The organism is Pseudomonas sp. IAC-BECa141 (assembly GCF_020544405.1).
Taxonomy (GTDB): Bacteria; Pseudomonadota; Gammaproteobacteria; order Pseudomonadales; family Pseudomonadaceae; genus Aquipseudomonas.
Genome location: NZ_CP065410.1, coordinates 407,336 through 433,136, shown reverse-complemented (window position 1 = coordinate 433,136; position 25,801 = coordinate 407,336). Strand labels below are relative to the sequence as shown.

At 61.2% G+C, this 25,801-nt stretch carries 26 protein-coding genes and 1 pseudogene; 15 read left to right on the top strand and 12 right to left on the bottom strand.

Annotated features, from left to right (window positions below; translation table 11 throughout):
• The first annotated feature begins 80 nt into the window (after nucleotides 1-80).
• The 3 genes from phaZ (at nucleotide 81) to I5961_RS01960 (ending at nucleotide 3,417) form a co-directional block, all read left to right on the top strand.
• A complete protein-coding gene (gene phaZ, locus I5961_RS01970) occupies nucleotides 81-935 on the top strand; it encodes a poly(3-hydroxyalkanoate) depolymerase (protein ID WP_007952412.1) in 855 nt (284 codons plus the stop codon).
• Between the two features lie 151 nt (nucleotides 936-1,086).
• On the top strand, nucleotides 1,087-2,769 hold the full coding sequence (gene phaC / locus I5961_RS01965) for a class II poly(R)-hydroxyalkanoic acid synthase (RefSeq protein ID WP_085704928.1): 1,683 nt from the start codon (nucleotides 1,087-1,089) through the stop codon (nucleotides 2,767-2,769).
• A gap of 27 nt (nucleotides 2,770-2,796) precedes the next feature.
• A complete protein-coding gene (locus I5961_RS01960) occupies nucleotides 2,797-3,417 on the top strand; it encodes a TetR/AcrR family transcriptional regulator (protein ID WP_227234181.1) in 621 nt (206 codons plus the stop codon).
• Between the two features lie 100 nt (nucleotides 3,418-3,517).
• Here I5961_RS01960 and I5961_RS01955 read toward each other — a convergent pair whose 3' ends face one another.
• Together I5961_RS01955 and I5961_RS01950 are read right to left on the bottom strand one after the other, a co-directional pair.
• Nucleotides 3,518-4,393, bottom strand: a complete 876-nt coding sequence (locus tag I5961_RS01955) for a phasin family protein (protein ID WP_227234180.1) — start codon at nucleotides 4,391-4,393, stop codon at nucleotides 3,518-3,520.
• Between the two features lie 10 nt (nucleotides 4,394-4,403).
• The gene (locus I5961_RS01950; protein ID WP_085698102.1) at nucleotides 4,404-4,826 is read right to left on the bottom strand and encodes a phasin family protein; all 423 of its coding nucleotides are present in this window, start codon (nucleotides 4,824-4,826) and stop codon (nucleotides 4,404-4,406) included.
• Between the two features lie 434 nt (nucleotides 4,827-5,260).
• Between I5961_RS01950 and I5961_RS01945 the strand changes: the two genes are divergently transcribed.
• Nucleotides 5,261-6,208 carry an IS110 family transposase gene (locus tag I5961_RS01945; protein ID WP_227234178.1) on the top strand — a complete coding sequence of 316 codons (948 nt, stop codon included), beginning with the start codon at nucleotides 5,261-5,263 and terminating at the stop codon, nucleotides 6,206-6,208.
• Nucleotides 6,209-6,263: 55 nt separating this feature from the next.
• Here I5961_RS01945 and I5961_RS01940 read toward each other — a convergent pair whose 3' ends face one another.
• Nucleotides 6,264-6,539, bottom strand: a complete 276-nt coding sequence (locus I5961_RS01940) for a polyhydroxyalkanoic acid system family protein (RefSeq protein ID WP_007952417.1) — start codon at nucleotides 6,537-6,539, stop codon at nucleotides 6,264-6,266.
• A gap of 165 nt (nucleotides 6,540-6,704) precedes the next feature.
• On the opposite strand from I5961_RS01940, the gene ubiE reads away from it, so the two are divergent.
• From ubiE to I5961_RS28735, 11 genes and pseudogenes are all read left to right on the top strand, one after another.
• Nucleotides 6,705-7,475 carry a bifunctional demethylmenaquinone methyltransferase/2-methoxy-6-polyprenyl-1,4-benzoquinol methylase UbiE gene (gene ubiE / locus I5961_RS01935; RefSeq protein ID WP_007952418.1) on the top strand — a complete coding sequence of 257 codons (771 nt, stop codon included), beginning with the start codon at nucleotides 6,705-6,707 and terminating at the stop codon, nucleotides 7,473-7,475.
• Nucleotides 7,475-8,098 (top strand): SCP2 domain-containing protein, encoded by a 624-nt coding sequence (locus I5961_RS01930; protein ID WP_085702675.1) that lies wholly within the window; start codon nucleotides 7,475-7,477, stop codon nucleotides 8,096-8,098. Before ubiE ends, I5961_RS01930 begins: the two co-directional genes overlap by 1 nt.
• The gene (gene ubiB / locus I5961_RS01925) at nucleotides 8,095-9,699 is read left to right on the top strand and encodes a ubiquinone biosynthesis regulatory protein kinase UbiB (RefSeq protein ID WP_085698101.1); all 1,605 of its coding nucleotides are present in this window, start codon (nucleotides 8,095-8,097) and stop codon (nucleotides 9,697-9,699) included. The genes I5961_RS01930 and ubiB overlap by 4 nt, the downstream gene beginning before the upstream one ends.
• An 80-nt stretch (nucleotides 9,700-9,779) precedes the next feature.
• Nucleotides 9,780-10,181 (top strand): phosphoribosyl-AMP cyclohydrolase, encoded by a 402-nt coding sequence (gene hisI, locus I5961_RS01920; RefSeq protein WP_007909357.1) that lies wholly within the window; start codon nucleotides 9,780-9,782, stop codon nucleotides 10,179-10,181.
• Nucleotides 10,174-10,506, top strand: a complete 333-nt coding sequence (locus tag I5961_RS01915; RefSeq protein WP_007952422.1) for a phosphoribosyl-ATP diphosphatase — start codon at nucleotides 10,174-10,176, stop codon at nucleotides 10,504-10,506. Before hisI ends, I5961_RS01915 begins: the two co-directional genes overlap by 8 nt.
• A 25-nt stretch (nucleotides 10,507-10,531) precedes the next feature.
• Nucleotides 10,532-10,810 (top strand): twin-arginine translocase TatA/TatE family subunit, encoded by a 279-nt coding sequence (locus I5961_RS01910; RefSeq protein ID WP_007952423.1) that lies wholly within the window; start codon nucleotides 10,532-10,534, stop codon nucleotides 10,808-10,810.
• 10 nt (nucleotides 10,811-10,820) lie between these two features.
• A complete protein-coding gene (gene tatB / locus I5961_RS01905; RefSeq protein ID WP_085702680.1) occupies nucleotides 10,821-11,285 on the top strand; it encodes a Sec-independent protein translocase protein TatB in 465 nt (154 codons plus the stop codon).
• Entirely contained in the window at nucleotides 11,282-12,070 is a 789-nt protein-coding gene (gene tatC, locus I5961_RS01900) for a twin-arginine translocase subunit TatC (protein WP_085608402.1), read from the top strand. The genes tatB and tatC overlap by 4 nt, the downstream gene beginning before the upstream one ends.
• Entirely contained in the window at nucleotides 12,067-12,774 is a 708-nt protein-coding gene (locus tag I5961_RS01895; protein WP_227234177.1) for a 16S rRNA (uracil(1498)-N(3))-methyltransferase, read from the top strand. Before tatC ends, I5961_RS01895 begins: the two co-directional genes overlap by 4 nt.
• A gap of 107 nt (nucleotides 12,775-12,881) precedes the next feature.
• Nucleotides 12,882-13,943, top strand: a pseudogene (locus I5961_RS28740) (methyl-accepting chemotaxis protein); the annotation flags it as partial.
• Nucleotides 13,926-14,798 (top strand): methyl-accepting chemotaxis protein, encoded by an 873-nt coding sequence (locus I5961_RS28735; RefSeq protein ID WP_371917924.1) that lies wholly within the window; start codon nucleotides 13,926-13,928, stop codon nucleotides 14,796-14,798. The pseudogene I5961_RS28740 and the gene I5961_RS28735, both read left to right, overlap by 18 nt.
• Nucleotides 14,799-14,847: 49 nt before the next feature.
• Here the strand turns inward: I5961_RS28735 and I5961_RS01885 are convergent, their stop codons facing one another.
• The 9 genes from I5961_RS01885 to I5961_RS01845 form a co-directional block, all read right to left on the bottom strand.
• Nucleotides 14,848-15,582, bottom strand: a complete 735-nt coding sequence (locus tag I5961_RS01885) for an amino acid ABC transporter ATP-binding protein (RefSeq protein WP_085702682.1) — start codon at nucleotides 15,580-15,582, stop codon at nucleotides 14,848-14,850.
• Nucleotides 15,575-16,534 carry an amino acid ABC transporter permease gene (locus tag I5961_RS01880; RefSeq protein ID WP_085702683.1) on the bottom strand — a complete coding sequence of 320 codons (960 nt, stop codon included), beginning with the start codon at nucleotides 16,532-16,534 and terminating at the stop codon, nucleotides 15,575-15,577. The genes I5961_RS01885 and I5961_RS01880 overlap by 8 nt, the downstream gene beginning before the upstream one ends.
• Nucleotides 16,535-16,675: 141 nt before the next feature.
• Nucleotides 16,676-17,473: a transporter substrate-binding domain-containing protein gene (locus I5961_RS01875; RefSeq protein WP_085698095.1), complete on the bottom strand. Its 798-nt coding sequence runs from the start codon at nucleotides 17,471-17,473 to the stop codon at nucleotides 16,676-16,678.
• A 253-nt stretch (nucleotides 17,474-17,726) separates the two neighbouring features.
• The gene (mdoH, locus tag I5961_RS01870; RefSeq protein ID WP_085702684.1) at nucleotides 17,727-20,297 is read right to left on the bottom strand and encodes a glucans biosynthesis glucosyltransferase MdoH; all 2,571 of its coding nucleotides are present in this window, start codon (nucleotides 20,295-20,297) and stop codon (nucleotides 17,727-17,729) included.
• Complete coding sequence (locus I5961_RS01865) at nucleotides 20,290-22,104, bottom strand: glucan biosynthesis protein G (RefSeq protein WP_085684400.1); 1,815 nt, start codon at nucleotides 22,102-22,104, stop codon at nucleotides 20,290-20,292. The genes mdoH and I5961_RS01865 overlap by 8 nt, the downstream gene beginning before the upstream one ends.
• A gap of 321 nt (nucleotides 22,105-22,425) precedes the next feature.
• On the bottom strand, nucleotides 22,426-22,863 hold the full coding sequence (gene dtd, locus I5961_RS01860; RefSeq protein ID WP_085698093.1) for a D-aminoacyl-tRNA deacylase: 438 nt from the start codon (nucleotides 22,861-22,863) through the stop codon (nucleotides 22,426-22,428).
• Complete coding sequence (pip, locus tag I5961_RS01855) at nucleotides 22,860-23,831, bottom strand: prolyl aminopeptidase (protein WP_085698092.1); 972 nt, start codon at nucleotides 23,829-23,831, stop codon at nucleotides 22,860-22,862. The genes dtd and pip overlap by 4 nt, the downstream gene beginning before the upstream one ends.
• 104 nt (nucleotides 23,832-23,935) lie before the next feature.
• On the bottom strand, nucleotides 23,936-24,853 hold the full coding sequence (locus I5961_RS01850; protein WP_227234174.1) for an alpha/beta hydrolase: 918 nt from the start codon (nucleotides 24,851-24,853) through the stop codon (nucleotides 23,936-23,938).
• Nucleotides 24,853-25,800, bottom strand: a complete 948-nt coding sequence (locus I5961_RS01845; RefSeq protein WP_085702686.1) for a choline ABC transporter substrate-binding protein — start codon at nucleotides 25,798-25,800, stop codon at nucleotides 24,853-24,855. Before I5961_RS01845 ends, I5961_RS01850 begins: the two co-directional genes overlap by 1 nt.
• Nucleotide 25,801: the final 1 nt, after the last annotated feature.

Here is a 25,801-nt window from a genome sequence, read left to right as displayed (position 1 = left end):
ACTGATCCGCCGCTTTCGCGAGCAAGCTCGCTCCCACAGTTAAAGATGAGATAGAGATTTCACCCACAGGGCCTTGAAGCATGCCGCATCCGTTCATCTTTCGAACCGTCGAGCTCGATGGCCAGACCATCCGCACGGCGGTCCGCCCCGGCAAGCCTCACTTGACGCCCTTGCTGATATTCAACGGCATCGGCGCCAACCTGGAGCTGGTGTTTCCTTTTGTCGCGGCGCTGGATCCGGATCTGGAAGTGATCGCCTTCGACGTGCCCGGTGTCGGCGGTTCCTCGACGCCGAGCCGACCGTACCGTTTTCCGGGCCTGGCGAAGCTCACCGCACGGATGCTCGATTACCTCGACTACGGACAGGTCAACGTGATCGGCGTGTCCTGGGGTGGTGCACTGGCGCAGCAGTTCGCCTACGACTATCCCGAGCGCTGCAAGAAGCTGGTGCTGGCGGCAACCGCTGCCGGTGCGGTGATGGTGCCGGGCAAGCCGAAAGTGCTGTGGATGATGGCCAGCCCACGGCGCTACATCCAGCCGTCCCATGTGATCCGCATCGCCCCGATGATCTACGGCGGCTCGTTCCGTCGCGACCCGACACTCGCCGCCAGCCATGCGGCCAAGGTGCGCTCGGCGGGCAAGCTCGGCTACTACTGGCAACTGTTCGCAGGCCTGGGCTGGACCAGCATTCACTGGCTGCACAAGATCCACCAGCCGACGCTGGTGCTGGCCGGCGATGACGACCCGCTGATCCCGCTGATCAACATGCGCATGCTCGCCTGGCGAATCCCCAACGCGCAGTTGCACATCATCGACGACGGGCATCTGTTCCTGATTACCCGGGCCGAGGCGGTGGCGCCGATCATCATGAAGTTCCTCCAGGAGGAACGTCAGCGTGCGGTGATGCATCCGCACCCGACACCGCTGGGCGGATAACCTTCCCGGCACGGATTTCTGGAGAGCGTTTTGCAACGCATCCGCACAGGTGCGTGGCAGGGAGCCACGCAGGCAACAACCCGCAACAGCGTCTATGGTGTTCTGGTTCGGTGTGTTTGTTTCTGGCCTGAAGACGAAGGAGTGTTGAGTCATGCGTGACAAACCAGCGACGGGCGTCGTGCCCAGCCCCGCCGTGTTCATCAATGCACAGAGTGCCATGACCGGCCTGCGCGGTCGTGACCTGGTCTCGACCTTGCGCAGCGTGGCGGCTTACGGGCTGCGCAATCCGATCCACAGTGCAAAACACGCCTTGAAGCTGGGAGGCGCGCTCGGACGCGTGCTGCTCGGCGAAACCCTGCACCCGACCAATCCGCAGGACAGCCGCTTCGCCGATCCGGCGTGGAGCCTGAACCCGTTCTATCGGCGCAGCCTTCAGGCTTATCTGGCCTGGCAGAAACAGGTCAAGAGCTGGATCGACGAGAGCAGCATGAGCGACGACGACCGCGCCCGCGCGCACTTCGCCTTCACCCTGCTCAACGACGCCGTGGCGCCCTCCAACACCCTGCTCAATCCGCTGGCGGTGAAGGAGCTGTTCAACTCCGGCGGCCACAGTCTGGTGCGCGGTCTCAGTCATCTGTTCGATGATTTGCTGCACAACGACGGCCTGCCACGCCAGGTCACCAAACAGGCTTTCGAAGTCGGCAAGACCGTCGCCACCACCACCGGCTCGGTGGTGTTTCGCAACGAAATGCTCGAGCTGATCCAGTACCGGCCGATGAGCGAAAAACAGTATTCGAAACCGCTGCTGGTGGTGCCGCCGCAAATCAACAAGTACTACATTTTCGACCTCAGCCCGAGCAACAGCTTCGTCCAGTTTGCGCTGAAGAACGGCTTGCAGACCTTCATGATCAGTTGGCGCAACCCGGATGTGCGGCATCGCGAATGGGGCCTCTCGACCTATGTCGAAGCCGTGGAAGAAGCCATGAACATCTGCCGGGCGATCACCGGCGCTCGCGAGGTCAACCTGGTGGGCGCCTGCGCCGGCGGGCTGACCATCGCAGCGCTGCAAGGGCATCTGCAGGCCAAGCGGCAGTTGCGGCGGGTCTCCAGCGCCACCTATCTGGTGAGCCTGCTCGACAGTGAAATGAACACCCCGGCCACCCTGTTCGCCGATGAGCAAACGCTCGAGGCGGCCAAGCGACGCTCCTATCAGAAAGGCGTGCTGGACGGTCGCGACATGGCCAAGGTGTTCGCGTGGATGCGTCCCAACGATCTGATCTGGAGTTATTTCGTCAACAACTACCTGCTGGGCAAGGAGCCGCCGGCGTTCGACATCCTCTACTGGAACAACGACAGCACCCGCCTGCCCGCCGCGTTTCACGGCGACATTCTGGATTTCTTCAAGCACAACCCGTTGACCCATCCGGGCGGGCTGGAAGTGTGCGGCACGCCGATCGATCTGCAGAAGGTCACGGTCGACAGTTTCAGCGTGGGCGGCATGAACGACCACATCACGCCGTGGGATGCGGTGTATCGCTCGACGCTGTTGCTGGGCGGTGAGCGGCGTTTCGTGCTGTCCAACAGCGGTCACGTGCAGAGCATCCTTAACCCGCCGGGCAACCCGAAAGCCCATTACGTCGAGAACGGAAAGCTCAGCAGTGATCCGCGCGCCTGGTACTACGACGCCAGGAAAGTCGACGGCAGTTGGTGGCCGCAATGGCTGGAGTGGGTGCAACAGCGCTCCGGCACCCTGCGCGAAACCCAGATGCCCCTCGGCAACGCCAATTATCCACCGATGGAAGCGGCACCCGGCACCTATGTGCGTGTGCGCTGACTGACTCAAGCCCTTTAAGAAGACTGGATGAAAACAAGCGAACGGATCCTCGAATGTGCCCTGCAGTTGTTCAATGAAAAGGGCGAGCCGAACGTCTCCACCATGGAGGTTGCCAATGAAATGGGGATCAGCCCAGGCAACCTCTACTACCACTTCCACGGCAAGGAACCGCTGATTCTCGGATTGTTCGAGCGCTTCCAGAACGACCTCGCCCCGCTGCTCGACCCGCCCGCCGATGTCGAACTGGCGCCAGAGGATTACTGGCTGTTCCTGCACCTGATCGTCGAACGGCTGGCGCAATATCGCTTTCTGTTCCAGGACCTGTCGAACCTGGCCGGACGTCTGCCGAAACTCGCCAAGGGCATTCGCCAGCTCCTCAACGTGCTCAAGCGCACGCTGGCGTCATTGCTGGCGCGGCTGAAGGCGTCGGGGCAACTGGTCAGCGACACTCAGGCGCTGGGGCAACTGGTGGAGCAGATCACCATGACGTTGCTGTTCTCGCTGGACTATCAGCGGATTCTCGATCGCGAAGGGGAAGTGCGACTGGTGGTGTACCAGATCATGATGCTGGTGGCGCCACACCTGTTGCCGCCGGTGAAGGTGGCGACGGAGAGAATGGCGCTGCAGTACCTCGAAGATCACGAATAACGCCAAAGCCCTGTCCTTTGAGGAGAAGGATGGCTTCCAAATCATCCAGACAAAAACGCCCGACCTTCACAGGCCGGGCGTTTTCTTGAGCCCTGAAAAATCAGGACTGACTGGTCGGCGTCGACGGAGTCGATGCAGCAGTCGGAGCAGGCGCCGGGGTTGGAGCCGAGGCGGAGTTCGACGTGCTTGCCAGTGCTTGCGGTGTGGTCACCGGTTTTGGTGCTGCAGCTTTCGGCGCAGCGGCTTTCGGCGCGGCCGGTTTTTTCACTGCCGGTTTTTTCGCCGCAGCCGGCTTGGCGGCAGGCTTGGCAGCAGGTTTGGCAGCGGGTTTGGCGGCAGCGGTTTTCGCTGCCGGCTTGGCCGCAGGTTTGGCGGCTGGTTTTGCAGCCGGCTTGGCGGCGGCCTTGGCAGCAACCGGTTTGGCCGCGGCTTTCGCAGCAGGCTTGGCGGCAGCGGTTTTGGCTGCTGGTTTGGCGGCCGGTTTGGCGGCTTTAGCCAGTGGCTTGGCAGCGGTTTTGGCCGCAGGCTTGGCTGCTGCGGTTTTGGCCGCGACAGGCTGAGCTTTCAGGCCGGTGAGTTTTTCGATCTGTTTGGTCAGGGTATCGACCTTCTTGTGCAGATCCTTCACCTCGTTGCGGCTCGGTACGCCCAGGCGCGAGATCGCACTGTTCAGGCGCTTGTCGAAAGCCCCTTCCAGTTGATCCCAGGTGCCCAGCGCGCGATCTTTCACGCCGCTGATGCGCGATTTTGCCGAGCTTGCAGAATCCTTGGCAGCATCGACTTTCTTGCCGACTGCAGCCTTGGTGAGCTTCTCGGCTTTCTCGCCGTCTTTGACCAATGTATCGAAGAGTTTGCTGCCGTCAGTGTCGATCTTCGAGTACACGCCTAAACCAGCCAGCCAGATCTTGCGGGAATAGTCTTCGACTTTTCCGATCCACGAGCTGCCTTCTTTATCGGTGTTCTTTTTACCAGCCATCCCGTTCTCCTTAAGATTTACGCGCGACGCGTTCGAGCAATGCCGTCAGCTCATCGAGCTTAGCAGAGAGTGCCTCAACGTCATGTTTAGACGGAATGCCGATACGATTCAAGGCACTGGCGACACGCGTGTCGAACGCCTTCTCGACCTTGTCGAGCTGAACTTCGACCCGGCCTTTGAAAGAGCTGACTTCGCTCTTGGCATCATCGATCTCGGCGTTGGCCGCTTCGAGTTTTTCGGTGACGGCTTTTTTGCCTTTCTTTTCAACAGTTTGACCAGCCTTGATCAGCTCTTGAAAGTACTCGCTGCCCTCCTGACCGACCTTGGTGTAGGCACCCAGGCCTGCCAGCCAGATCTTGCGGGCATAGGATTTGACGTCGCTCAGAGCGGAAGTCGAAGCGTCGATTTTTTTCTTCAAAATGACTTTGGCCATGGTGCACCTCACGCGCGGAAGGTTTGAGGAACTGCCCTGACGAGTGTCGGGCTCAGGCACAAAGTAGGGAGAAAAATTAGAAACGGCACCCTAACAACTGACATAAAACAGGTGGGCACACCACAAAACAAATGTGGGAGCGAGCTTGCTCCGGGCGGCGATCCGACGAAGGCGTTGTATCAGCCAACATTTCAGTCAGCAGACAGTCCGCATTCGCGAGCAAGCTCGCTTGTATGCTGGTACTTGAAGGGAGGAGGAGGGACAAGGCTCGATTCTGACTGTTGGCGCAGTACAGATCCGTGGGAGATTTCTCCCCTCCTCCTTTCACCCAAGCGCCGATAAAGAATGCATCTGGCTAGACCGACGATAGGAACAAGCCTGCGCCTCTGGGTGAGCCCTTCAAGTGCTCAAAACCATATCTCGGGGGGTGTTCAATGGCAATGTCGGTTTCTGTTTCCAAGCCAATCGTGGGCGTGGATGTCGCCAAAGATGAGCTGGTGATCTACCAGACCGAACTGGATCTGCTGGAAACGCTTCCCAATAACAAGCCAGCCATCAAGAAATGGCTGAAAACCTTGCCGGCACCGGTCGACATAGCAATTGAGTCGACCAATATCTATCACTTGGAATTCGCCGATCTGGCCCATGATGCCGGCTGCACGATTTACATGGTCGGTGGCTATGAACTAAGCCACTACCGCAAAGGTGTGAAGGTTCGCGCCAAAACCGACGCGCTGGATGCAAAGCTGCTCGCCCGTTATCTGAAAAACGAATATGAAGAGCTTCACCCATGGACTCCACCATCGCCGCTGTATCGTCAGCTCTTGAGCCTTTTCCGCCGGCGCGCCGCGCTGGTTCAGGCACGAGTTGGCCTGGTACAGAGCTGGGCAAATGAGCCGCTGCTCAAAGCCGCTTTTGCCGAGCAAATAGCCTCAATGCAGAGGCTTGAAGTGCTGGTCGAGAAGATGATCAACGACCTCCTTAAAGAGGCCGGTTTACTTGTCCATCTAAGGCGCTGCATGAAAGTTGAAGGCATAGGCTTTTTGACTGGAGCTCGCCTGATCGCGGCGTTTCAACGGGGCGAGTTTAAAAACGCTGACGCATTCATCGCTTTTTTGGGGATGGACTTACGGGTTTCACAGTCGGGGCAGAAGGACGGTCGTCGCAGTCTGACAAAACGAGGTGATCCGGAGGCGCGCCGACTTTTGCACAATGCAGCCATGTCGGCCAGCCGAACAGCGACCTGGAAAGGTTTTTATGAAGAGCAACGAGCTAAAGGGTTCAGCACCACTCAGGCACTGGTGATTCTGGCCCGTAAACTTGCTCGGGTCGTATTCGCACTACTAAAGGGGCAGAGCGAATACCAGCCGAAAGCAAGTTGAGGGTTTCCCCTAAACCATAGAATCTCCCACAGGAGGATTTCATTTCAGGCAGAAATCAGACCAGCGCTTTATCCAGCGCCTTTTCGATCTCGGCTTTGATCATGCCGCTCATGGCCGACATCATCAGGCCCAGTTCCACGTCGACCCGAATCGAATCCTCGGCCACATGCACCGCACCCTTCACGCCCGAACGCTTGAGGTTCAGGACATCGCCCGACCACTGCGGCTCCAGGCCATATTGATCGGAGAGTTTCTGCGCCAGTTTGTCGGCTTTCTCGCGGGCCGCTTCCTTGCCCAGGCTGTGGGCACGCTCAACACTGATATGGGCCATTGAATGACTCCTGCTTTTTGAATGGGGCTATGAATGCCTGCAACGAATCTTGACCGCCACTGCGGCAAATCGTCCCGAAGGTTGCCCATCTTACCTTTAGCCATTCCAAGACAAAGCATGGCTTGGGGATTAGAATGTCGCGCATTCTCTTTTGGTGACAGCGATATGACTGATCAGCGCAAAGGCAGCGATGCCGAACCCACCACTCACTTCGGCTTCAAAAACGTTCCGGAAAGCCAGAAAGCGGAAAAAGTCGCTGAGGTTTTCCACTCCGTGGCCGCCAAGTACGACCTGATGAACGACCTTCTGTCGGGCGGCATGCACCGTCTGTGGAAACGCTTCGCGATCGAACTCTCGGGCGTACGCGCCGGCAACCGCGTGCTGGACATCGCCGGCGGCACCGGCGACCTGACCAAGAAATTCTCGCACCTGGTCGGCCCGACCGGTCAGGTCGTTCTCGCGGACATCAACGAATCCATGCTCAAGGTCGGTCGTGACCGCCTGCTGGATGTCGGTGTGTCGGGCAACGTCGAGTTCGTCCAGGCCGACGCTGAAAAGCTGCCGTTCCCGGACAACCATTTCGACTGCGTGACCATCGCCTTCGGCCTGCGCAACGTGACGCATAAAGAAGACGCCCTGCGTTCGATGCTGCGCGTGCTCAAGCCCGGCGGCCGCCTGCTGGTGCTGGAATTCTCCAAGCCGACCAACGCGCTGATGTCCAAGGCCTATGACGCCTACTCGTTCGCCTTCATGCCGCTGATGGGCAAGCTGATCACCAACGACTCGGAAAGCTATCGCTACCTGGCCGAATCGATCCGCATGCACCCGAATCAGGAAACCCTGAAGTCGATGATGGTCGACGCCGGTTTTGACCGCGTGACCTATCACAACATGACCGCAGGCATCGTCGCCCTGCACCGCGGCATCAAACCCTGATGCTGCTGACCGGGCTGCTCGCCAGCGTCGAACTCGGCCTCAACCGTGTGCTGCGTCTCGACAGCACGGCGCTGCCGAGACTGGCGCACCTGACCGGCAAAGTGATTGCCGTGGATTGCCGCAGCCCGGCGCTGCAACTGTTCATCCTGCCGAGCGACGAAGGCCTGATGCTGGCGTCCCACTGGGAAACCGGCGTCGACTGCACCCTGCGCGCCCCGGCCTCGAGCCTGGTGAAACTGGCCCTGAGCAAGGACAAGACCGCGGTGCTGCACGCGCCGGAAGTCGAACTCGACGGCGACAGCGGCGTGCTGCTGGAGCTGGCGGGAGTCCTGCAGGATCTGGAGCTGGACTGGGAGTTCGAACTCTCGCGCTGGCTGGGACCTGTCGCCACGCAACTGGTCGGCGGTCACCTGCGCAGCCGCGCTCGCTGGTATCAACAAGGATTTGCCAGCCTCAACCAGAACCTCGCCGAATACCTGGCAGAAGAATCGCGCACCCTCGTCGGGCAGCGCGAAGCCGAAGCCCGTTTCAGCGAACTGGACCGGATCAAACTCGATCTGGAACGTCTCGAGGCGCGCTTCGAGCGCCTTTCCCGATCCCTCGACCCAAGCGATAACGCATGAAGCTGCTCGCCGTCCGCCGTCTGTTGCGCATCCAGCGCGTCGTGATCCGCTACCGCCTCGATGACTTGCTGTTCGATCTGCCTTTGCCGTGGTTCCTGCTGGCGCTGCGCTACGTCCTGCCGTGGCGCTGGTTCCCGCGCAAGCCGCTGGACCTCAGCCGTGGCGCACGCCTGCGCCTGGCGTTGCAGGACCTGGGGCCGATTTTCATCAAGTTCGGGCAGATCCTCTCGACCCGCCGCGACCTGTTGCCGGAAGACATCGCCGACGAGCTGATGCTGTTGCAGGACCGCGTGCCGCCGTTCGATTCGCAGCTGTCGGTCAAGCTGATCGAAGGACAACTGGGCAAAAAGATCAGTGAAGTGTTCAGCCGCTTCGACGTCGAACCGCTGGCCTCGGCCTCGGTGGCGCAGGTACACGCCGCACAACTGAAGACCGGTGAAGAAGTGGTGGTGAAGGTGATCCGCCCGGGCCTGAAACCGGTGATCGCCCAGGATCTGGCGTGGCTGTTCATCCTCGCCCGCGCCGCCGAGAAGGTTTCGGCCGACGCCCGCCTGCTGCACCCGGTGGACGTGGTCAGCGACTATGAAAAAACCATCTACGACGAACTCGACCTGTTGCGCGAGGCAGCCAACGCCAGCCAGTTGAGGCGCAACTTCGAAGGCTCGCCGCTGCTCTACGTGCCGCAAGTCTATTGGGATTGGTGCCGGCCGAAAGTGCTGGTGATGGAGCGCATCTACGGGATTCAGGTGACCGATCTGGCGACCCTCGCCGACCAGCGCACCGACATGAAAATGCTCGCCGAACGTGGCGTGGAGATTTTCTTCACCCAGGTATTCCGCGACAGTTTCTTCCACGCCGACATGCACCCGGGCAACATCTTCGTCAGCACCGTCAATCCGTGGAGCCCGCAGTACATCGCGATCGACTGCGGCATCGTCGGCAGCCTGACCCCGGAAGACCAGGACTATCTGGCGCGCAACCTGTTCGCCTTCTTCAAGCGCGACTATCGCCGTGTGGCGCAATTGCACATCGATTCGGGCTGGGTGCCGGCGGAAACCAAGCTCAACGAATTCGAAGCGGCGATCCGCACCGTGTGCGAGCCGATCTTCGAAAAACCATTAAAAGATATTTCATTTGGCCAGGTGCTGATGCGCCTGTTCCAGACCGCGCGCCGCTTCAACATGGAAGTGCAGCCGCAACTCGTATTGCTGCAAAAGACCCTGCTGAACATCGAAGGCCTGGGCCGTCAGCTGTACCCGGACCTCGATCTGTGGAACACCGCGCAGCCGTTCCTCGAACGCTGGATGCGCGAGCGCGTCAGCCCGAAAGCCTTGCTCGGCAACGTCCAGAGCCAGTTCGAACAGCTGCCGCACCTGGCCAACATGGCCCGCGATCTGCTCGAAAGGATGTCCCAACCGCACGCCAACGACCCGCCGCCACCGTGGAAAAAACGCAAGGACGATTGGTTCCTGCGTCTGCTCGGCAGTGCGCATCTGGCGGGAGGTACTATCCTCGCTGCCGGTGGTCCGCTGAACGAATTGGGGCATTGGCCTGCCGGGATCATGGTGGCCGTCGGCTTGTATCTGGTCGTTCGCCGATAGCCAGTTCCGTGATCGGCTGGCACACTGTTTCAACGCCTGAACCCGACTATTGAAGTGTGGGTTCGCTGTCGGAGTCGAAGATGAAAAACTGGCTGGACGAGATCAAGTGGGACGCCGATGGCCTGGTGCCGGCGATTGCCCAGGATCACAAGACCGGACGCGTATTGATGATGGCCTGGATGAACCGCGAAGCCCTGGAGCTGACTGCGGCGGAAAACCGTGCCATCTATTGGTCACGTTCCCGTGGCAAGCTGTGGCGCAAGGGCGAAGAGTCCGGCCACGTACAGACATTGCATGAAATGCGTCTGGACTGCGACGCCGACGTCATCATCCTGATGGTCGAACAGATCGGCGACATCGCGTGCCATACCGGCCGTCAAAGCTGCTTCTACCGCGTTTTCGAAAACGGCGACTGGAAAACGGTCGACCCGGTCCTGAAAGACCCGCACGCTATTTACTCCGCAGGACACAAACATGAGTGACACCCTGACCCGCCTCGCTCAGGTGCTGGAAGAGCGCAAGGGCGCAGCCGCCGACAGCTCGTATGTCGCCAGCCTGTATCACAAGGGTCTGAACAAGATTCTGGAGAAAGTCGGCGAAGAATCGGTCGAAACGATCATTGCCGCCAAGGACGCCGCCGTCAGCGGCGACTGCAGCGACGTGATCTACGAGACTGCAGACCTGTGGTTCCACAGCATGGTCATGCTCGCCCAGCTGGGGCAGCATCCGCAGGCAGTGCTGGATGAACTGGATCGCCGTTTCGGCCTGTCCGGACACGTCGAGAAAGCCTCGCGCCCGTCCGCCTGAACAACTATTAGAGAGGAACAGCAACATGGGCATTTTTGACTGGAAACACTGGATCGTCATCCTGGTGGTCGTGGTACTGGTGTTCGGCACCAAGAAACTGAAAAACCTCGGCACCGACGTTGGCGAGTCGATCAAGGGCTTTCGCAAGGCCATGAACGACGACGAAAAGCCGGCCGATCCGACCGTCACGCCTGCGCAGCCGGTTCCACCGGTACAGCCGCAAGCCACTGCTCAGGCCAACCCGCCGCACACCATCGACGTGCAGGCGCAGAAAGTCGAAGAGCCGATCCGCAAAGACGTGTGAGCACTGACTAATGTTTGGTATCAGCTTCTCTGAACTGCTGCTCGTCGGCCTCGTGGCTCTGCTGGTACTGGGCCCCGAGCGTCTGCCGGGTGCTGCGCGCACCGCCGGCCTGTGGGTCGGACGGCTGAAGCGCAGCTTCAACGCGATCAAACAGGAAGTTGAGCGTGAAATCGGTGCCGACGAAATCCGTCGGCAACTGCACAACGAGCACATCCTGTCGCTGGAGCAGGAGGCGCGGAAAATCTTCACGCCACCGGTTCAGCAGGAGCCGACGCCCGTGCAGCCGGCGGCAGACCAGACGCCAACACCGCCTGTCGCTGAGCAAACGATTCATGCACCGGCGAGCGTCGAGCACGTTTCTGCCGCAGCCGCTGAAGCTGCCCCGGTCATGAAACCGATCGAACCCGTAGCACCTGCGGCTGCGCCAACCACGCCAGCCCCTCACGACCCAACACAGCCTCCGCGAGCACAATGAGCGATCTCCCCGAAAACGACCAGCACATGCCGCTGGTTTCGCACCTCACCGAGTTGCGCACCCGCCTGCTGCGTTGCGTGGCGGCGATCTTCATCATCTTCGCCGGGCTGTTTGCCTTCACCCAGCAGATCTACACCTTCGTCTCGACGCCGCTGCGCGAATACCTGCCGGCCGGCGCGACGATGATCGCCACCGACGTGTCGTCGCCGTTCCTGACGCCGCTGAAGCTGACGATGATGGTCTCGCTGTTCCTGGCGATTCCGGTGATCCTGCATCAGATCTGGGGGTTCATCGCACCGGGCCTGTACAAGCATGAAAAGCGCGTCGCGGTGCCGTTGCTGATTTCCAGCATCCTGCTGTTCTACACCGGCATGGCGTTCGCCTACTTCTTCGTGTTCCCGCTGATCTTCAAGTTCTTCGCCTCGGCCACCCCGGCCGGCGTGGAAATGATGACCGACATCACCAGTTACCTCGACTTCGTCATGACGCTGTTCTTCGCCTTCGGCGTGGCGTTCGAAATCCCGGTGGCCGTGGTGCTGCTGGTGTGGATCGGTGTGGTCGACGTCAAATACCTGAAGAAGATTCGCCCATACGTGATCATCGGCTGCTTCGTGGTCGGCATGATCCTGACCCCGCCGGACATCTTCTCCCAGACCCTGCTGGCCGTGCCGATGTGGATGCTGTTCGAAGTCGGCATCCTGTTCGGCAGCCTGGTGAGCAAGCGTGAGCGCCCGGAAGAAACCGTCGACGATCATAACGACCAGCCGCCAGCGACTCAGCCATGAACCTGCTGCTGCTCGAAGAAGCCGACTTCATCGCGGCCGACCGCGTCGTGCTGCGTGATCGGCGCCTGACCCACATGCAGGAAGTCCACCGCTCGGAAGTCGGCGACAGCCTGCGGGTCGGACGCATCAACGGGTTGATGGGCTCGGCCGAGTTGCTGCGTCTGGAAGCGGGCGAAGCCGAACTGCAAGTCACCCTCGATCAACCACCGCCGGCCAAACTGCCGCTGACCCTGGTACTCGCCCTGCCCCGCCCGAAGATGCTGCGCCGGGTGTTCCAGACCGTAGCGACGATGGGCGTGTCGAAGATGATTCTGGTCAACAGCTACCGGGTCGAGAAAAGTTTCTGGCAGACGCCGTTCCTCGAACCGGAAGCGATCCGCGAACAACTGATCCTCGGCCTCGAACAGGCCCGCGATACCGTTCTGCCGGAAATCATCATCGAGAAGCGCTTCAAGCCGTTCGTCGAAGATCGCCTGCCGGCCATCACCGACGGCACCCTCGGCCTGGTCGGCCATCCGGGCAACTTCCCGCCTTGCCCCCGCGCGCTCAGCGAACCGGTAACCCTGGCAATCGGCCCCGAAGGTGGCTGGATTCCCTACGAAATCGACCTGCTGGCCAAATCCGGCCTGCAACCGGTGCAACTCGGCGAGCGTATCCTGCGGGTCGAAACCGCCGTCACTGCGCTGCTCGCCCGGCTGTTCTGAACACTGCCGTTCCAAGCCCTTCGCCAGACAAATCGCGTTACAGATTGCCATCATGCGGCCGATACACTCTCCATAAGTCCAATTAGTGGTCCGAGGGGAGTCGTCGCATGTACCGTTGGTTAGCCGAGAATCTTGGAAACGTCAGCGTCAAACGCAAGCTGGGCATCGGTTTCGGCCTGGTGCTGCTGCTGACGCTGTTGATCACCTTTACCGGCTGGACCGGCATGAGCGGGATCATCAGCCGGGGCGACAAGCTCGGTTTCATCTCCAGCCTCAATGAGCTGACCAAAGACTTGCGCCTGGCGCGCCTGGACTATGAAGCCCGCCGTGGCGAACAGGGCCCCGGCGCGGTCAACGACCTGCTCGGCAAACTCGACAGCGGCCTGCAAAGCGCCCGCGGCATGATCGAGCAACCGTCCGACGTGGCCCTGATCGATCAGCAACTGGCGGCAGTCGCCGAATACAAACGTGCCTTTGCCGACATGACCCAGGCCACCGTGCAGCGTGAAGACGCCCGCAGCAAACTCGGCGCCAGCGCCGACAACGCCGTGGCCAAGGTCAGCGAAGTCGAGAAATCCCTGCTGCAAGGCGACAGCGTTGCGCAATTCAACAGCGTGATCGAGCTGAGCAAACTGCTGCAACAGGCGCGCTATCAGGTGCGCGGCTACACCTACAGCGGCAAGGCCGACGCCGAACAACCGGCGCTGGATGCCATCGCCGCCGCCCTGAACAGTCTGGAAAGCCTGCCGAGCAAACTGCCCGAGCAACACATCGCCAACCTGCAACAGGCCACCGAATCGCTGAAGACTTACCGCGCTGCCGTCAGCCAGTTCCGCGACTCCCAGGTGAACAACGCCAAGGCGCTGGCTCGCATGTCGACCCAGGGCGACATCCTGCTCGACGTCAGCAAAAAACTCACCGAATCCCAGACCATCGTCCGCGACACCGACGCCGCGCACGCCAAAAACATGCTGATGATTGCCACCCTGCTGGCCTTGGCCTTCGGTCTGCTCGCGGCCTGGGCGATCACCCGGCAGATCATCATTCCGCTGGAGCAGACCCTGAAAGTCGCCGAACGCGTAGCCGCCGGCGACCTGACCCACAATCTGGTGTCCCTGCGCCGTGACGAACTCGGTCAGTTGCAGCGTTCGATGCAGAGCATGACCCAGGGCCTGCGCGAACTGATCGGCGGCATCAGCGACGGCGTGACCCAGATCGCCAGCGCTGCCGAACAGTTGTCCGCCGTGACCGAACAGACCAGCGCCGGGGTCAACAATCAGAAAGTCGAGACCGACCAGGTCGCCACCGCCATGAACGAAATGGCTGCCACCGTGCAGGAAGTCGCGCGCAACGCCGAGGAAGCTTCGGAAGCGGCCGTCGCTGCTGACCAGCAGGCCCGTGAAGGCGACAAGGTGGTGGGCGAGGCCATCGCCCAGATCGAACGTCTGGCCGCCGAAGTCGGCCATTCCACCGAGGCCATGGGCGAACTCAAGCGCGAAAGCGACAAGATCGGCAGCGTGCTCGACGTCATCAAGTCCGTGGCCCAGCAAACCAACCTGCTGGCCCTCAACGCCGCCATCGAAGCCGCCCGCGCGGGTGAAGCCGGACGTGGTTTTGCGGTGGTGGCCGATGAAGTCCGCAGCCTCGCCCAGCGCACCCAGAAGTCCACCGAAGAGATCGAAGAGCTGATCGTCGGCTTGCAGAACGGCACCCAGCAAGTGGCGACGATCATGGATAACAGCCGCACCCTGACCGACAGCAGCGTCGAGCTGACCCGGCGTGCCGGTGGTTCACTGGAAAGCATCACCCGCACCGTTTCGGCGATTCAGGCGATGAACCAGCAGATCGCAGCGGCGGCCGAGCAGCAGAGCGCCGTGGCCGAAGAGATCAACCGCAGCGTGCTGAATGTGCGAGATGTCTCGGACCAGACCTCGGCGGCCAGTGAAGAGACGGCGGCCTCGAGCGTCGAACTGGCGCGTTTGGGCACTCACCTGCAAACGCTGGTGGGCCGGTTCAAGGTATAACGCTTGATCGTTCCCACGCTCTGCGTGGGAACGATCGGTGACGTCGCGTTTAGAGAACTTGTCGCAGGAACGCCTGGGCTCGCGGATCCTTCGGCGCGTCGAAGAATTCCGTCGGCGAAGCATCTTCCAGCAGTTTGCCGTGATCGAAGAACAGCACCCGATCCGCCACTTCCCGGGCAAAACCCATTTCGTGGGTCACGCAGACCATGGTCATGCCTTCCACGGCCAGGTTTTTCATCACGTCCAGTACTTCGCCGACCATTTCCGGGTCGAGGGCCGAAGTCGGCTCGTCGAACAGCATGACCTTGGGATCCATCGCCAGCGCCCGGGCAATCGCCACACGCTGCTGCTGACCGCCGGACAGGCGCGACGGGTACTCGCGGGCCTTCTGGGCGATACCGACCTTCTCCAGCAACGCCAACGCCTTGGCTTCGCTTTCTTTCTGGCCGCGCTTGCGCACGACTTTCTGCGCCAGGCACAGGTTCTCCAGCACGGTCATGTGCGGGAACAGATTGAAATGCTGGAACACCATGCCGACTTCGCGGCGGTAGGCGTTGATGTCGGTTTTCGGGTCGGCCAGTTGCAGGCCGTCGATGCTCACCGAACCGGAATCGAATTCTTCCAGACCATTAAGGCAACGCAGGAAGGTCGACTTGCCGGAACCGGACGGACCGATCACCACCAGCACTTCACCCTTGGCGACAACGGTGCTGACGTTATCCACCGCGCGCACCACTTGCCCACGGGTGTCGAAGACTTTTACCAGATCGCGGACTTCAATCACTTTGCGCGAGCCTCCGCTCAAGCCGGCTGGCGATTTTCGACAGCGGCAGGTTGATCAACAAGTACAGACCGGCGACGCAGAACAGGATCTCGAACGGCGAGAACGAGGTGGTGATGACTTCACGACCGCTTTTCAGCAGCTCGGTAATGGCGATCACCGACACCAGCGAAGTGTCCTTGACCAGACTGATGAACTGTCCGGCCAGCGGCGGCAGCACGCGTTTGAAAGCCTGCGGCAACACCACATGACGCATCGACTGGCCGGCACTCAGGCCCAGCGAACGGGCCGCTTCGTTCTGCCCACGGGCAATCGACTGCACACCGGAACGGATGATTTCCGCCACGTAGGCGCCCGTGAACAGCGACAGCGCAGCGATCCCGGCGAACTCCCGGGACAGGTTCATTACCGTGCCAATGAAGAAATAAAAAATGAAGATCTGCACCAACAGCGGCGTGCCGCGTACCAGTTCGACATAGATCGTCGACAGGTCGCGCAGGGTCGGGTTGCTCGACAGCCGGCACAGCCCGGTGGCCAGACCGATCAACAAACCCAGCACGCCGGACACCACCGACAGCCAAAGTGTCGTCCACAGGCCCCACAACAGCGGACCCGCCGCCCAATGCCGCGTCACGCCCACGACGTCGCCTTCGGCCACATCGTCGCCCTGGGCGAATTGCAGGCTGTTTTCGTCGACGGTCAGGTGCTGCTCGTCACCGGCATCGTTGCGCAGGGTGACTTGCGCGCTGCCGCCCTTGCGCACCAGTTCGCTGACGGTGGAAATATCGTTCGCGCGCTGGGTTTCCTCGGCCTGATAGGCGAAGTACTGCGGCACACGGTTCCAGCGCCATTCGTAGGACATCAGCGACGTGGCGTAATACAGCGCGCCGGCCAGGCCGACCAGCACCAGCACGGTCAGGACGTGCCAGGGCCATTGGGCTTTTTTCTGTTTCATTGAATGTTTCTCTGATTCGCTCGTTCCCACGCTCTGCGTGGGAATGCATCCTGTGACGCTCTGCGTCACGCTTGCGAAGGGACGCGGAGCGTCCCGGGCGGCGTTCCCACGCAAAGCGTGGGAACGATCAGCGGGCGGGCCTTATTCCATGTCCTTGAGCCACTCGGTGCTCTTGAACCACTTGTCATGGATGCGATCGTAGGTGCCGTCTTCGTGGATCTGGTGCAGGAAGTTGTTGATGAAGTTGATGCTGTCGTAGTCACCCTTCTTCAGACCGAACGCCAGCGGCTCGTAGGTGAACGGCTTGTCGAGGAACACCAGCTTGCCGGCGCCGACCTTGTTCACCGCGACCACGTTGTACGGGGCGTCGTAGATAAAGGCGTCAGCCTTGCCGTTGACCACGTCGAGCACGGCTTCCTGCTCGTTGTCGTAGCCGTGGTACTTGGCCTTGGAGATCAGCTTCTTGGCGACCATCTCGCCAGTGGTGCCGAGCTTGGAGGTGATGCGGTAGTCGGCGCTGTTCAGGTCTTTGTAGGACTTGATGGTGCCTTCCAGCTCCTTGCGGATCAGCAGGGTCTGGCCGACCACGATGAACGGTTCGCTGAAGTTCAGGCGCAGGTTGCGTTCCTGTGTCAGGGTCATGCCGCTGCCGATCATGTCGAACTTGTCGGTCATCAGTGCCGGGATGATCCCGTCGTAACCGGTGGAGACCAGTTCCAGCTTGACGCCCATGGCCTTGGTCATGGCTTTGAGGAGGTCGACTTCGAAACCGATGATTTCGCCGCGCTTGTTGGTCATTTCGAACGGCATGTAGGTCGGATCCATACCGACTTTCAACGAGCCGCGCTTGACCGCGTCATCGATTGCGCCGGCCTGCGCCGCGTTGACTGCAACCAGTGCCGTGACGCCGACCAGCAGCATCGACAGATACTTCTTCATCTTCAAGTCCCCAAAACCATTGCGTTTGCAGCGCGAAAAACGACAGAAATGGACAAGAGTGTCCGGGTGCGCCAATTCGGGGACGGATGCTAACGCACTCGTTCGTTTGCACAAGGTTTTTTGATCGGTCGGTGCCGGATGGGGCGCAGAGCGTCCCGGCCTGCATTCCCACGCAGACGGTTCGACGTGGGAATGATTGATCCGCGTCGGTAATCGGCAGGCAAAAAAACCCCGCTTTCGCGGGGTTTCTTCATCAGGCCGGTTGCGCCTGCAAGCTCACAGGCTTGAGCGGCAGCAGCGGCGCATGGGGATCGGCTTTCACCGAGGCCCGCCAGGCGTCCAGCCACTCGGCGTGGCCTTCGGCCCACACCTGCTCGTGCAGACGGGCCAGGGCCACCGGATCGCTCAGCAGTTGCAGGCGCTCATGGTTGTTCAGCCCGGCCGGGCCGACCTTGATCGCGTGACGCACACGTTCCTGACGCAGCCATTCGATCGGCTCGGCCTCACCGTGACGCGAGGTCGCCAGCGAGCACGCCAGGGCGTTCTGCTGCGGATCGACCACGGCGCGGATGAAGCCATCGTTCAGCGCATGCCAGCGGTTTTCGTGAGTGTACTGATCGGTAGCCAGCAGCGCCTGTGGCGGATTGTATTCCTCGGGGATGAGGAACAGGCTCTCGTCACGGGATTTGAGGCCCAAACCGACGCGGCTGGAAATCACCGACACCGGAATCGACAGCATCAGCGAACCGACGATCGGCACCAGCCACCACAGGAAGCTCGGGTTCAGCCAGATCACCAGCAGCGCCCAGAGGAAGCCCAACAGGGTCTGCGGACCGTGACGCTTGACCGCTTCGCTCCACGGCGTCGAATCGTCGTCACGCTGCGGCGAGTTCCAGGTCGCAGCCCAGCCGAGGAACGCGGCGAGCACGAAACGGGTGTGGAAAATCATCCGCACCGGCGCCAGCAGCATGGAGAACAGCATCTCCAGCAGCATCGACAGAGTGACCTTGAACTTGCCGCCGAACTCTTTCGCGCCCTTGGCCCAGATCAGGATGACGCTCAACAGTTTCGGCAGGAACAGCAGCACGATGGTCGTCGAGAACAGCGCAATCGCTTTGTCCGGGTGCCATTGCGGCCACAGAGGATACAGCTGACGCGGTTCGAGGAAGTACTGCGGCTCCATCAGCGTGTTCACCGCCAGCAGCGCGGTCGACAGCACCAGGAAGAAGAACCACAACGGCGCCGACAGGTAAGACATCACGCCGGTCAGGAACACCGCGCGGTGCACCGGGTGCATGCCTTTTACCAGGAACAGGCGGAAGTTCATCAGGTTGCCGTGGCACCAGCGACGGTCACGCTTGAGCTCGTCGAGCAGGTTCGGCGGCAGTTCCTCGTAGCTGCCCGGCAGATCGTAGGCAATCCACACGCCCCAGCCGGCACGGCGCATCAGCGCCGCTTCAACGAAGTCGTGAGAGAGGATCGCACCGGAGAACGCACCCTTGCCCGGCAACGGCGCCAGGGCGCAGTGGTCGATGAACGGCTTCATGCGGATGATCGCGTTGTGACCCCAGTAGTGGGATTCACCCAGCTGCCAGAAGTGCAGACCGGCCGTGAACAACGGACCGTACACGCGGGTGGCGAACTGCTGCATGCGTGCATACAACGTGTCCATGCCCGAAGCGCGCGGCGCGGTCTGGATGATGCCGGCGTCCGGAGTGGCCTCCATCAGGCGCACCAGACTGGTCAGGCACTCGCCGCTCATCACCGAGTCGGCGTCGAGCACGACCATGTACTTGTAGTCACCGCCCCAGCGACGGCAGAAGTCGTCGAGGTTGCCGCTCTTGCGTTTGACGCGGCGGCGACGGCGGCGATAGAAGATCTTGCCGAAGCCCTTGGCTTCGCGGCAGACGTCCAGCCAGGCCTGCTGCTCGGCAACGCAGATGTCGGTGTCGTTACTGTCGCTGAGGACGAAGAAGTCGAAACGGTCCAGATCACCGGTAGCCGCGACCGACTCGAAGGTCGCGCGCAGACCGGCGAACACCCGAGGCACGTCTTCGTTGCAGATCGGCATCACCAGCGCGGTGCGCGCGTCTTTCGGAATCGGCTCGTTACCGGCACTTTTACCGGAGATCCGGTACTTATCGTGGCCGGTGAGCAATTCGAGGAAGCCCATCAGCGCGGTCCAGAAACCGGCCGACACCCAGCAGAACAGAATCCCGAACATGATCAGGATGCTGGTCTGCAGCGCATACGGCAGCACTTGCGTGGCGGTTTGCAGCAGCGGTTGATGCAGGACTTCTTCCAGATCGACAAACGACCAGCCCTGGTACGGCATGATGCCTTTCATGTACCAGCCGGCGACGATGGTCTGACCCAGCATCAGCAGCAAAAGAATGTAGCGACGGATCGAACCGACCGTGCGCCAGCGCGCCGCCGGCAGCACGTTGGCGTCCTTCGGCGGTTTCGGCGGATTGGTCCGGCCGGTCAGGCGGCGCCAGCCACGCACCAGAATGTTGGTGCGCCACGGTTCCGGCACGACCTTGGTCCGACGGATCGGCGGCGTGGCCTTCATGCTGATCCGGCCGCTGGCGTCGAGCACCAGCATTTCCGCGTCTTGCAGCTCTTCGGCGGTGCTCAGGATCAGGCGCTTGCCCACCGAAGCCTGGGCGGCTTCGGTCGGAGCGTCAAAGGTCTTGGACGACAGGCGTTCATGCAATTCGCTGAAGGACTGGCAGCCCGCGAGCTCCGCGCGCTGCTCGTCGGTCATCGGCAAATGCGCCAGGTACTCGGACAGAGTCTCTGGCTGTACTTGAGAGTTACTCATCGGCAGGCAACTGATAGCTCCAGGTCTCGGTCAGGACTTCTTCAGTCGGTGCCGATTCCGGTGTGGCTGGGGCCGCGTCCGCAGCGGCTGGCTGCTTGGCGTCTTTGTTGGCCTTGTCCTTGGCATCTGCAACCGGCTTGGCGTCGGCCTGTTTGGCCTCGGCGGCCTTGGCTTCCTTGTCGGCTTTCTCTTGTTGCTTGGCGGCAACCTTGTCGGCCTTGGCCACCGACGAATTGGACGTCGGCACCGAAGACTTGGCCAGATCAGCGGTAACCACTGGCTGCACCAGCGCTGCGCGCATCTCGGTGGACTTGCTCGGGTCCTTGATCTTCATCCGCAGGGTCAGGCGCCAGCCCTTGGTTTCCGGGTTGTAGCGCACGCTGTTCTCGACCAGTTCGGCGTTGTCGCCGACGCTGACCTGGCTGCGAACGTCCGCATCCGGGGCCAAAGCGGCCAGGGACGGGCCTTCGAAGTCGATCAGGTAGGCAACGCTGCCATCCGGCTGACGGATCAGGTTCGATTGCTTGACGTCACCCGTGGAGCGCAGGGTCTGGTTGACCCAGGCGCTGTCCGGCGCGTGCAGCGCGGCTTCGTCGATGGTCCAGTGCATGCGGTAGGCGAAGTCCAGCGGCTGGCCCGGCTCCGGCAGTTTTTCCGGGCTCCAGAACGCAACGATGTTGTCGTTGGTTTCGTCGGCGGTCGGGATCTCGACCAGATCGACGGTGCCTTTGCCCCAGTCGCCCTTCGGCTCGATCCAGGCGCTTGGGCGCTTGTCGTAGCGGTCGTCGAGGTCTTCGTAGTGGCTGAAATCACGGCCACGTTGCAGCAGACCGAAACCACGCGGGTTCTCGACGCTGAAGTTGCTCACGGCCAGGTGTTTCGGGTTGTTCAGCGGACGCCAGATCCACTCGCCATTGCCGGCATGGATCGACAGACCGCTGGAGTCGTGCAGCTCACGACGGTAGTTGAGCACTTTCGACGGCTGGTTGGCGCCGAACAGGAACATGCTGGTCAGCGGCGCAATGCCAAGCTTGCCGACCTTGTCACGCAGGTACATCTGGCCCTTGACGTCGACGATCGTGTCGCTGCCCGGACGCAGGATCAGACGGTAGGCGCCGGTCGCACGCGGCGAATCCAGCAGGGCGAAGATCACCAGGTGCTTGTCGCCCGGCTTCGGCTGCTGAATCCAGAACTCGCGAAAACGCGGGAATTCTTCGCCGGACGGCAGAGCGGTATCGATCGCAAGGCCACGGGCCGACAGGCCGTAGGTGTGACCCTTGCCGACGACGCGGAAGTAGCTCGCGCCCAGCATGGTCATGATTTCGTCTTGCTTGTCAGCCTTGTTGATCGGGTACAGCACACGGAAACCGGCGTAGCCCAGTTGTTCGGTGGCCTTCGGATCGAACTGCAGGTCGCCGAAATCGAAACGGCTCGGATCGTATTTGATCTCTTCGACGGTGTTCGCGGTGATTTCGTTGATTTTCACCGGCGTATCGAAGTGCATGCCCTGATGATAGAAGGACAGCTTGAACGGGGTCTTCTGGTCGGCCCATTCGGCTTTTTCGGTGCGGAAACGAATCTTCTGGTAGTCCGCGAATTTCATCTCACGGAATTCGTTTGGCAGGTTGCTGCGCGGGGCTTCGAACTTCTGCCCGGCCAGCTCTTTGGCCTTGGCCGACACATCGTCAAGATTGAATGCCCAAAGCTGGCCGGCGCTGAGCAGGCAGAGTACTGCCGAGCCCGCTACCAGAGCGCTGCGCAAGCGTTTGGCAGACAATTTTGCTGCATTACAGGGACTAACAATCACGAGCAACCCTCGCCGAAAACAGATCAATAAACCAACGGCCAGATGAAGTGCCTGTGAGGGATTCGGTACAAAAAAACCGACCTTTCAGGGCACCCTTGCCAAGTTGGCGAGCATTGTTCCGACTCCGCTGGGTCAAAATGATTCCCCAATCGGATCCGGACAAGTCTCTACCTAAGTCAAAATGGACCAACGAACGCTGATCCCCGTAGCGCGCGATTATCTAGTAGCCCGCGTGACAACGCATCAGGGGTAACAAAGTATTTATCGCGAAAATTCCCTGTTTTCAGTCGAAAAGCCCTTAAAAAGATGTTTCAAGCGCTTTCATGTCTGTAACAGGAAGGTGACCGGGCCATCGTTGACCAGGTGCACCTGCATATCCGCGCCGAATCTACCTGATGCCACTGTGCCATGCATCTGTTTCGCTTTGCTTAATAGATAGTCGAATAACTCTTCGCCCAACGCCGGAGGGGCGGCGGTCGAGAAACTCGGGCGCAACCCGCTTTTGGTGTCGGCGGCGAGGGTGAACTGAGAGACCAGCAGCAACCCGCCGCCCACATCCGTCAGGGACAAATTCATCTTGCCCTCGGCGTCACTGAACACTCGATAGTTAAGCAGCTTATGCAGAAGTTTGTCGGCGCTGGCCGGCGTGTCGTCGGGTTCGACCGCCACCAGCACCAATAACCCCTGATCGACACTGCCAACCACCTCGCCCGCCACTTCGACCCGCGCGCCTTTCACGCGCTGCAGCAGACCTTTCATGCTTCTTCAGGCGGCAGGTCGAGCAGACGCCGGGCCATTTTGCTGGCGGCGCGCACCAGTGCATCGGTGATGCCCGGTTCGGACGCGGCGTGGCCGGCGTCGCGGATCACCTGCAGCTCACTGTTCGGCCAGGCCTGATGCAGTTCCCAGGCGTTGTCGAGCGGGCAGATCACGTCGTAGCGACCATGGATGATCACGCCCGGCAGATGAGCGATCTTGCCCATGTCGCGAATCAACTGGTCTGGTTCAAGAAACGCATTGTTGGTGAAGTAGTGGCATTCGATCCGCGCGATCGACAGCGCGCGCTGCGGCTCGGAGAAACGGTCGACCACCAGCGGATTCGGGCGCAGGGTCGCGGTGCGCCCTTCCCAGGTCGACCAGGCCTTGGCCGCGTGCATCTGGGCGATCTGGTCGTTGCCGGTCAGGCGCTTGTGGAAAGCGCTGAGCAGGTCATCGCGCTCGTCCAACGGGATCGGTGCGAGGTAGTCCTGCCAGTAATCGGGGAACAGACGGCTGGCACCGGCCTGGTAGAACCATTCGATTTCCTGCGGACGGCAGAGAAAAATCCCGCGCAGGATCAGACCATGCACGCGCTCCGGGTGAGTCTGCGCGTAGGCCAGCGCCAGGGTCGAACCCCAGGAACCGCCGAACAGCACCCATTTATCAATGCCCAGGTGTTTGCGAATGCGCTCAAGGTCTTCGACCAGATCCCAGGTGGTGTTGTTTTCCAGGCTGGCGTGGGGCGTGGAGCGACCGCAGCCGCGCTGGTCGAAGGTGACAATGCGATACAGGTTCGGATCGAAGTAGCGGCGACTCTGGGCGTCGCACCCGGCGCCGGGACCTCCGTGGATGAACACCACCGGCAAGCCTTCCGGTGAACCGCTTTCGTCGACGTACAGCGTATGGGTGTCATCGACGGCCAGATCGTGCCGTGCGTGAGGTTTGATCTGCGGAAACAAAGTCTGCATTGCGCGCTCCGTAAGGGGTCGAGGTCATCCCTGGGGGGACTTCTATTATTCTGCCGTCCGGCATCATAAACCCGATTTACGTCAATGAGCATGCCCGCGCGCTGTCACAATTTGTCAGCCATGAACCCCAGCAGGTTCTCGAAGAGACGATCGACCTCGGCGACCTGATGCCGCGCTCGCAGGCAGCCGTGAACCAGCCCTTCGCTGTAGTACAGCGTCGCGTCGACGCCCGCCGCGTTCAGCCGTTCGGCGTAGCACACGCCGTCGTCACGCAGCGGATCGAACTGCGCCACCGCGATCCAGGCCGGGGGCAACCTACCGAAGTCCTCGGCCAGCAACGGCATCGCATAAGCGTTCGGCTGCGCGGTGCCGCGCAGGTACAAGGCGTGATAGCAATCGACATCGCTGCTGGCGAGCAACGGCCCATCGGCGCATTCGCTGCGAGACGGTAACTGCTCGTCGCCACCCAGCCCCGGATAGATCAAGACCTGCGCGCCCGGCAGCGGCTCGCCGGCATCGCGCAGCGCCAGGCACAACGCCGACGCCAGATTGCCCCCGGCGCTGTCGCCCGCCACCAGCATCCGTCCGGGATCGAACCAGAACGGCCCGCTGCGCAATGCGCGCCAGACGCTCAGACAATCCTCGAAACCGGCCGGGAACGGATGCTCCGGCGCCAGCCGATAATCCACCGCGACCACCATCGCCCCGAGCGCCATGGCCAGCTCGCAGCAGATGAAATCGTGGGAATCCAGCCCGCCGACCACCCAACCGCCACCGTGCAGATACAACACGCACGGCCAGCCACTGGCAGGTGGCTGGACGGGCGGGCGATACGAACGCACCGCCACTCCGCTCAACTGGAAATCCACCACCTCCAGCCCCGCCGGCCGTTCGGGCGTGAAGGCGCGGCACATCTCATCATAGGATTTGCGCAACCCGCCGAGACTGCTGTCATCGCTGGCAAAGCCTTCGGTCCTGGCGACGAACGCCGCCATCGACGGCGAGAGTGGATAAGTGCCCATCAGTTTTTCAGGCTGGCCTGAACCGTGGCCACGCCATCCTTGCCATCGAAACTGCTGACACCCGCCAGCCAGCGTTGCAGGTCTTCGGGATGCTCACGCAGCCAGGTCCTGGCCACTTCCTGCGGTGTCTTGCGCTCCATGATCGGGACCATCAACTGGCTTTCCTGAGCCGCAGTGAAGGTCAGGTTTTCCAGCAGTCGATGGACGTTCGGGCAGCGCTCGGCGTAGTCCGGCGCGGTGACGGTGGAAACGGTGGCGGCGCCCTCGTTTGGACCGTAGACGTCTTCGCTGCCGGTCAGGTAGGTGATCTTCATGTTGATGTTCATCGGATGCGGGGTCCAGCCGACGAACACCACGAATTCCTTGCGGTTCACCGCTCGTTGCACGGCAGCGAGCATGCCGGCCTCACCGGATTCGATGATCTTGAAATCCTTCAGGCCGAAGTGGTTGGTTTCGATCATGGTCTTGATCGTGGTGTTGGCGCCGCTGCCGGGCTCGATGCCGTAGATCTTGCCGCCGAGCTGATCCTTGAATTTCGCGATGTCGCCGAAGGTTTTCAGCCCGGCCGCCGCGACGTAGTCCGGCACTGCCAGCGTCGCCTGGGCATCCGCCAGACTTGGCTTGTCCATGACCTTGACCTGATTGGCGGCGAGAAACGGCGCGATGTTCTTGTCCATCGCCGGTTTCCAGTAGCCGAGGAAGATATCCAGACGCTTGTCGCGGATGCCGGCGAAGATGATTTGCTGCACCGCACTGGTCTGCTTGCTTTCATAACCGAGGCTGTTGAGCAGCACGTCGGCCATGCCGCTGGTGGCGATCACGTCGGTCCAGTTGACCACACCCATGCGCACGGTTTTGCAGGAAGCATCGTCGGAAGCCATGGCGCCGGCGCTGAGCAGCGCACTGCTGGTGAGGATTAACGCACAACGAGTGAACAGTTTTTTCATG

Bases quoted from the DNA above. Each gene is read 5' to 3' on its own strand.
- phaZ (WP_007952412.1), top strand. From the start codon at position 81: ATGCCGCATCCGTTCATCTTTCGAACCGTCGAGCTCGATGGCCAGACC.
- phaC (WP_085704928.1), top strand. From the start codon at position 1,087: ATGCGTGACAAACCAGCGACGGGCGTCGTGCCCAGCCCCGCCGTGTTC.
- I5961_RS01960 (WP_227234181.1), top strand. From the start codon at position 2,797: ATGAAAACAAGCGAACGGATCCTCGAATGTGCCCTGCAGTTGTTCAAT.
- I5961_RS01955 (WP_227234180.1), bottom strand. From the start codon at position 4,393: ATGGCTGGTAAAAAGAACACCGATAAAGAAGGCAGCTCGTGGATCGGA.
- I5961_RS01950 (WP_085698102.1), bottom strand. From the start codon at position 4,826: ATGGCCAAAGTCATTTTGAAGAAAAAAATCGACGCTTCGACTTCCGCT.
- I5961_RS01945 (WP_227234178.1), top strand. From the start codon at position 5,261: ATGGCAATGTCGGTTTCTGTTTCCAAGCCAATCGTGGGCGTGGATGTC.
- I5961_RS01940 (WP_007952417.1), bottom strand. From the start codon at position 6,539: ATGGCCCATATCAGTGTTGAGCGTGCCCACAGCCTGGGCAAGGAAGCG.
- ubiE (WP_007952418.1), top strand. From the start codon at position 6,705: ATGACTGATCAGCGCAAAGGCAGCGATGCCGAACCCACCACTCACTTC.
- I5961_RS01930 (WP_085702675.1), top strand. From the start codon at position 7,475: ATGCTGCTGACCGGGCTGCTCGCCAGCGTCGAACTCGGCCTCAACCGT.
- ubiB (WP_085698101.1), top strand. From the start codon at position 8,095: ATGAAGCTGCTCGCCGTCCGCCGTCTGTTGCGCATCCAGCGCGTCGTG.
- hisI (WP_007909357.1), top strand. From the start codon at position 9,780: ATGAAAAACTGGCTGGACGAGATCAAGTGGGACGCCGATGGCCTGGTG.
- I5961_RS01915 (WP_007952422.1), top strand. From the start codon at position 10,174: ATGAGTGACACCCTGACCCGCCTCGCTCAGGTGCTGGAAGAGCGCAAG.
- I5961_RS01910 (WP_007952423.1), top strand. From the start codon at position 10,532: ATGGGCATTTTTGACTGGAAACACTGGATCGTCATCCTGGTGGTCGTG.
- tatB (WP_085702680.1), top strand. From the start codon at position 10,821: ATGTTTGGTATCAGCTTCTCTGAACTGCTGCTCGTCGGCCTCGTGGCT.
- tatC (WP_085608402.1), top strand. From the start codon at position 11,282: ATGAGCGATCTCCCCGAAAACGACCAGCACATGCCGCTGGTTTCGCAC.
- I5961_RS01895 (WP_227234177.1), top strand. From the start codon at position 12,067: ATGAACCTGCTGCTGCTCGAAGAAGCCGACTTCATCGCGGCCGACCGC.
- I5961_RS28735 (WP_371917924.1), top strand. From the start codon at position 13,926: ATGCAGAGCATGACCCAGGGCCTGCGCGAACTGATCGGCGGCATCAGC.
- I5961_RS01880 (WP_085702683.1), bottom strand. From the start codon at position 16,534: ATGAAACAGAAAAAAGCCCAATGGCCCTGGCACGTCCTGACCGTGCTG.
- I5961_RS01875 (WP_085698095.1), bottom strand. From the start codon at position 17,473: ATGAAGAAGTATCTGTCGATGCTGCTGGTCGGCGTCACGGCACTGGTT.
- mdoH (WP_085702684.1), bottom strand. From the start codon at position 20,297: ATGAGTAACTCTCAAGTACAGCCAGAGACTCTGTCCGAGTACCTGGCG.
- dtd (WP_085698093.1), bottom strand. From the start codon at position 22,863: ATGAAAGGTCTGCTGCAGCGCGTGAAAGGCGCGCGGGTCGAAGTGGCG.
- pip (WP_085698092.1), bottom strand. From the start codon at position 23,831: ATGCAGACTTTGTTTCCGCAGATCAAACCTCACGCACGGCACGATCTG.
- I5961_RS01850 (WP_227234174.1), bottom strand. From the start codon at position 24,853: ATGGGCACTTATCCACTCTCGCCGTCGATGGCGGCGTTCGTCGCCAGG.
- I5961_RS01845 (WP_085702686.1), bottom strand. From the start codon at position 25,800: ATGAAAAAACTGTTCACTCGTTGTGCGTTAATCCTCACCAGCAGTGCG.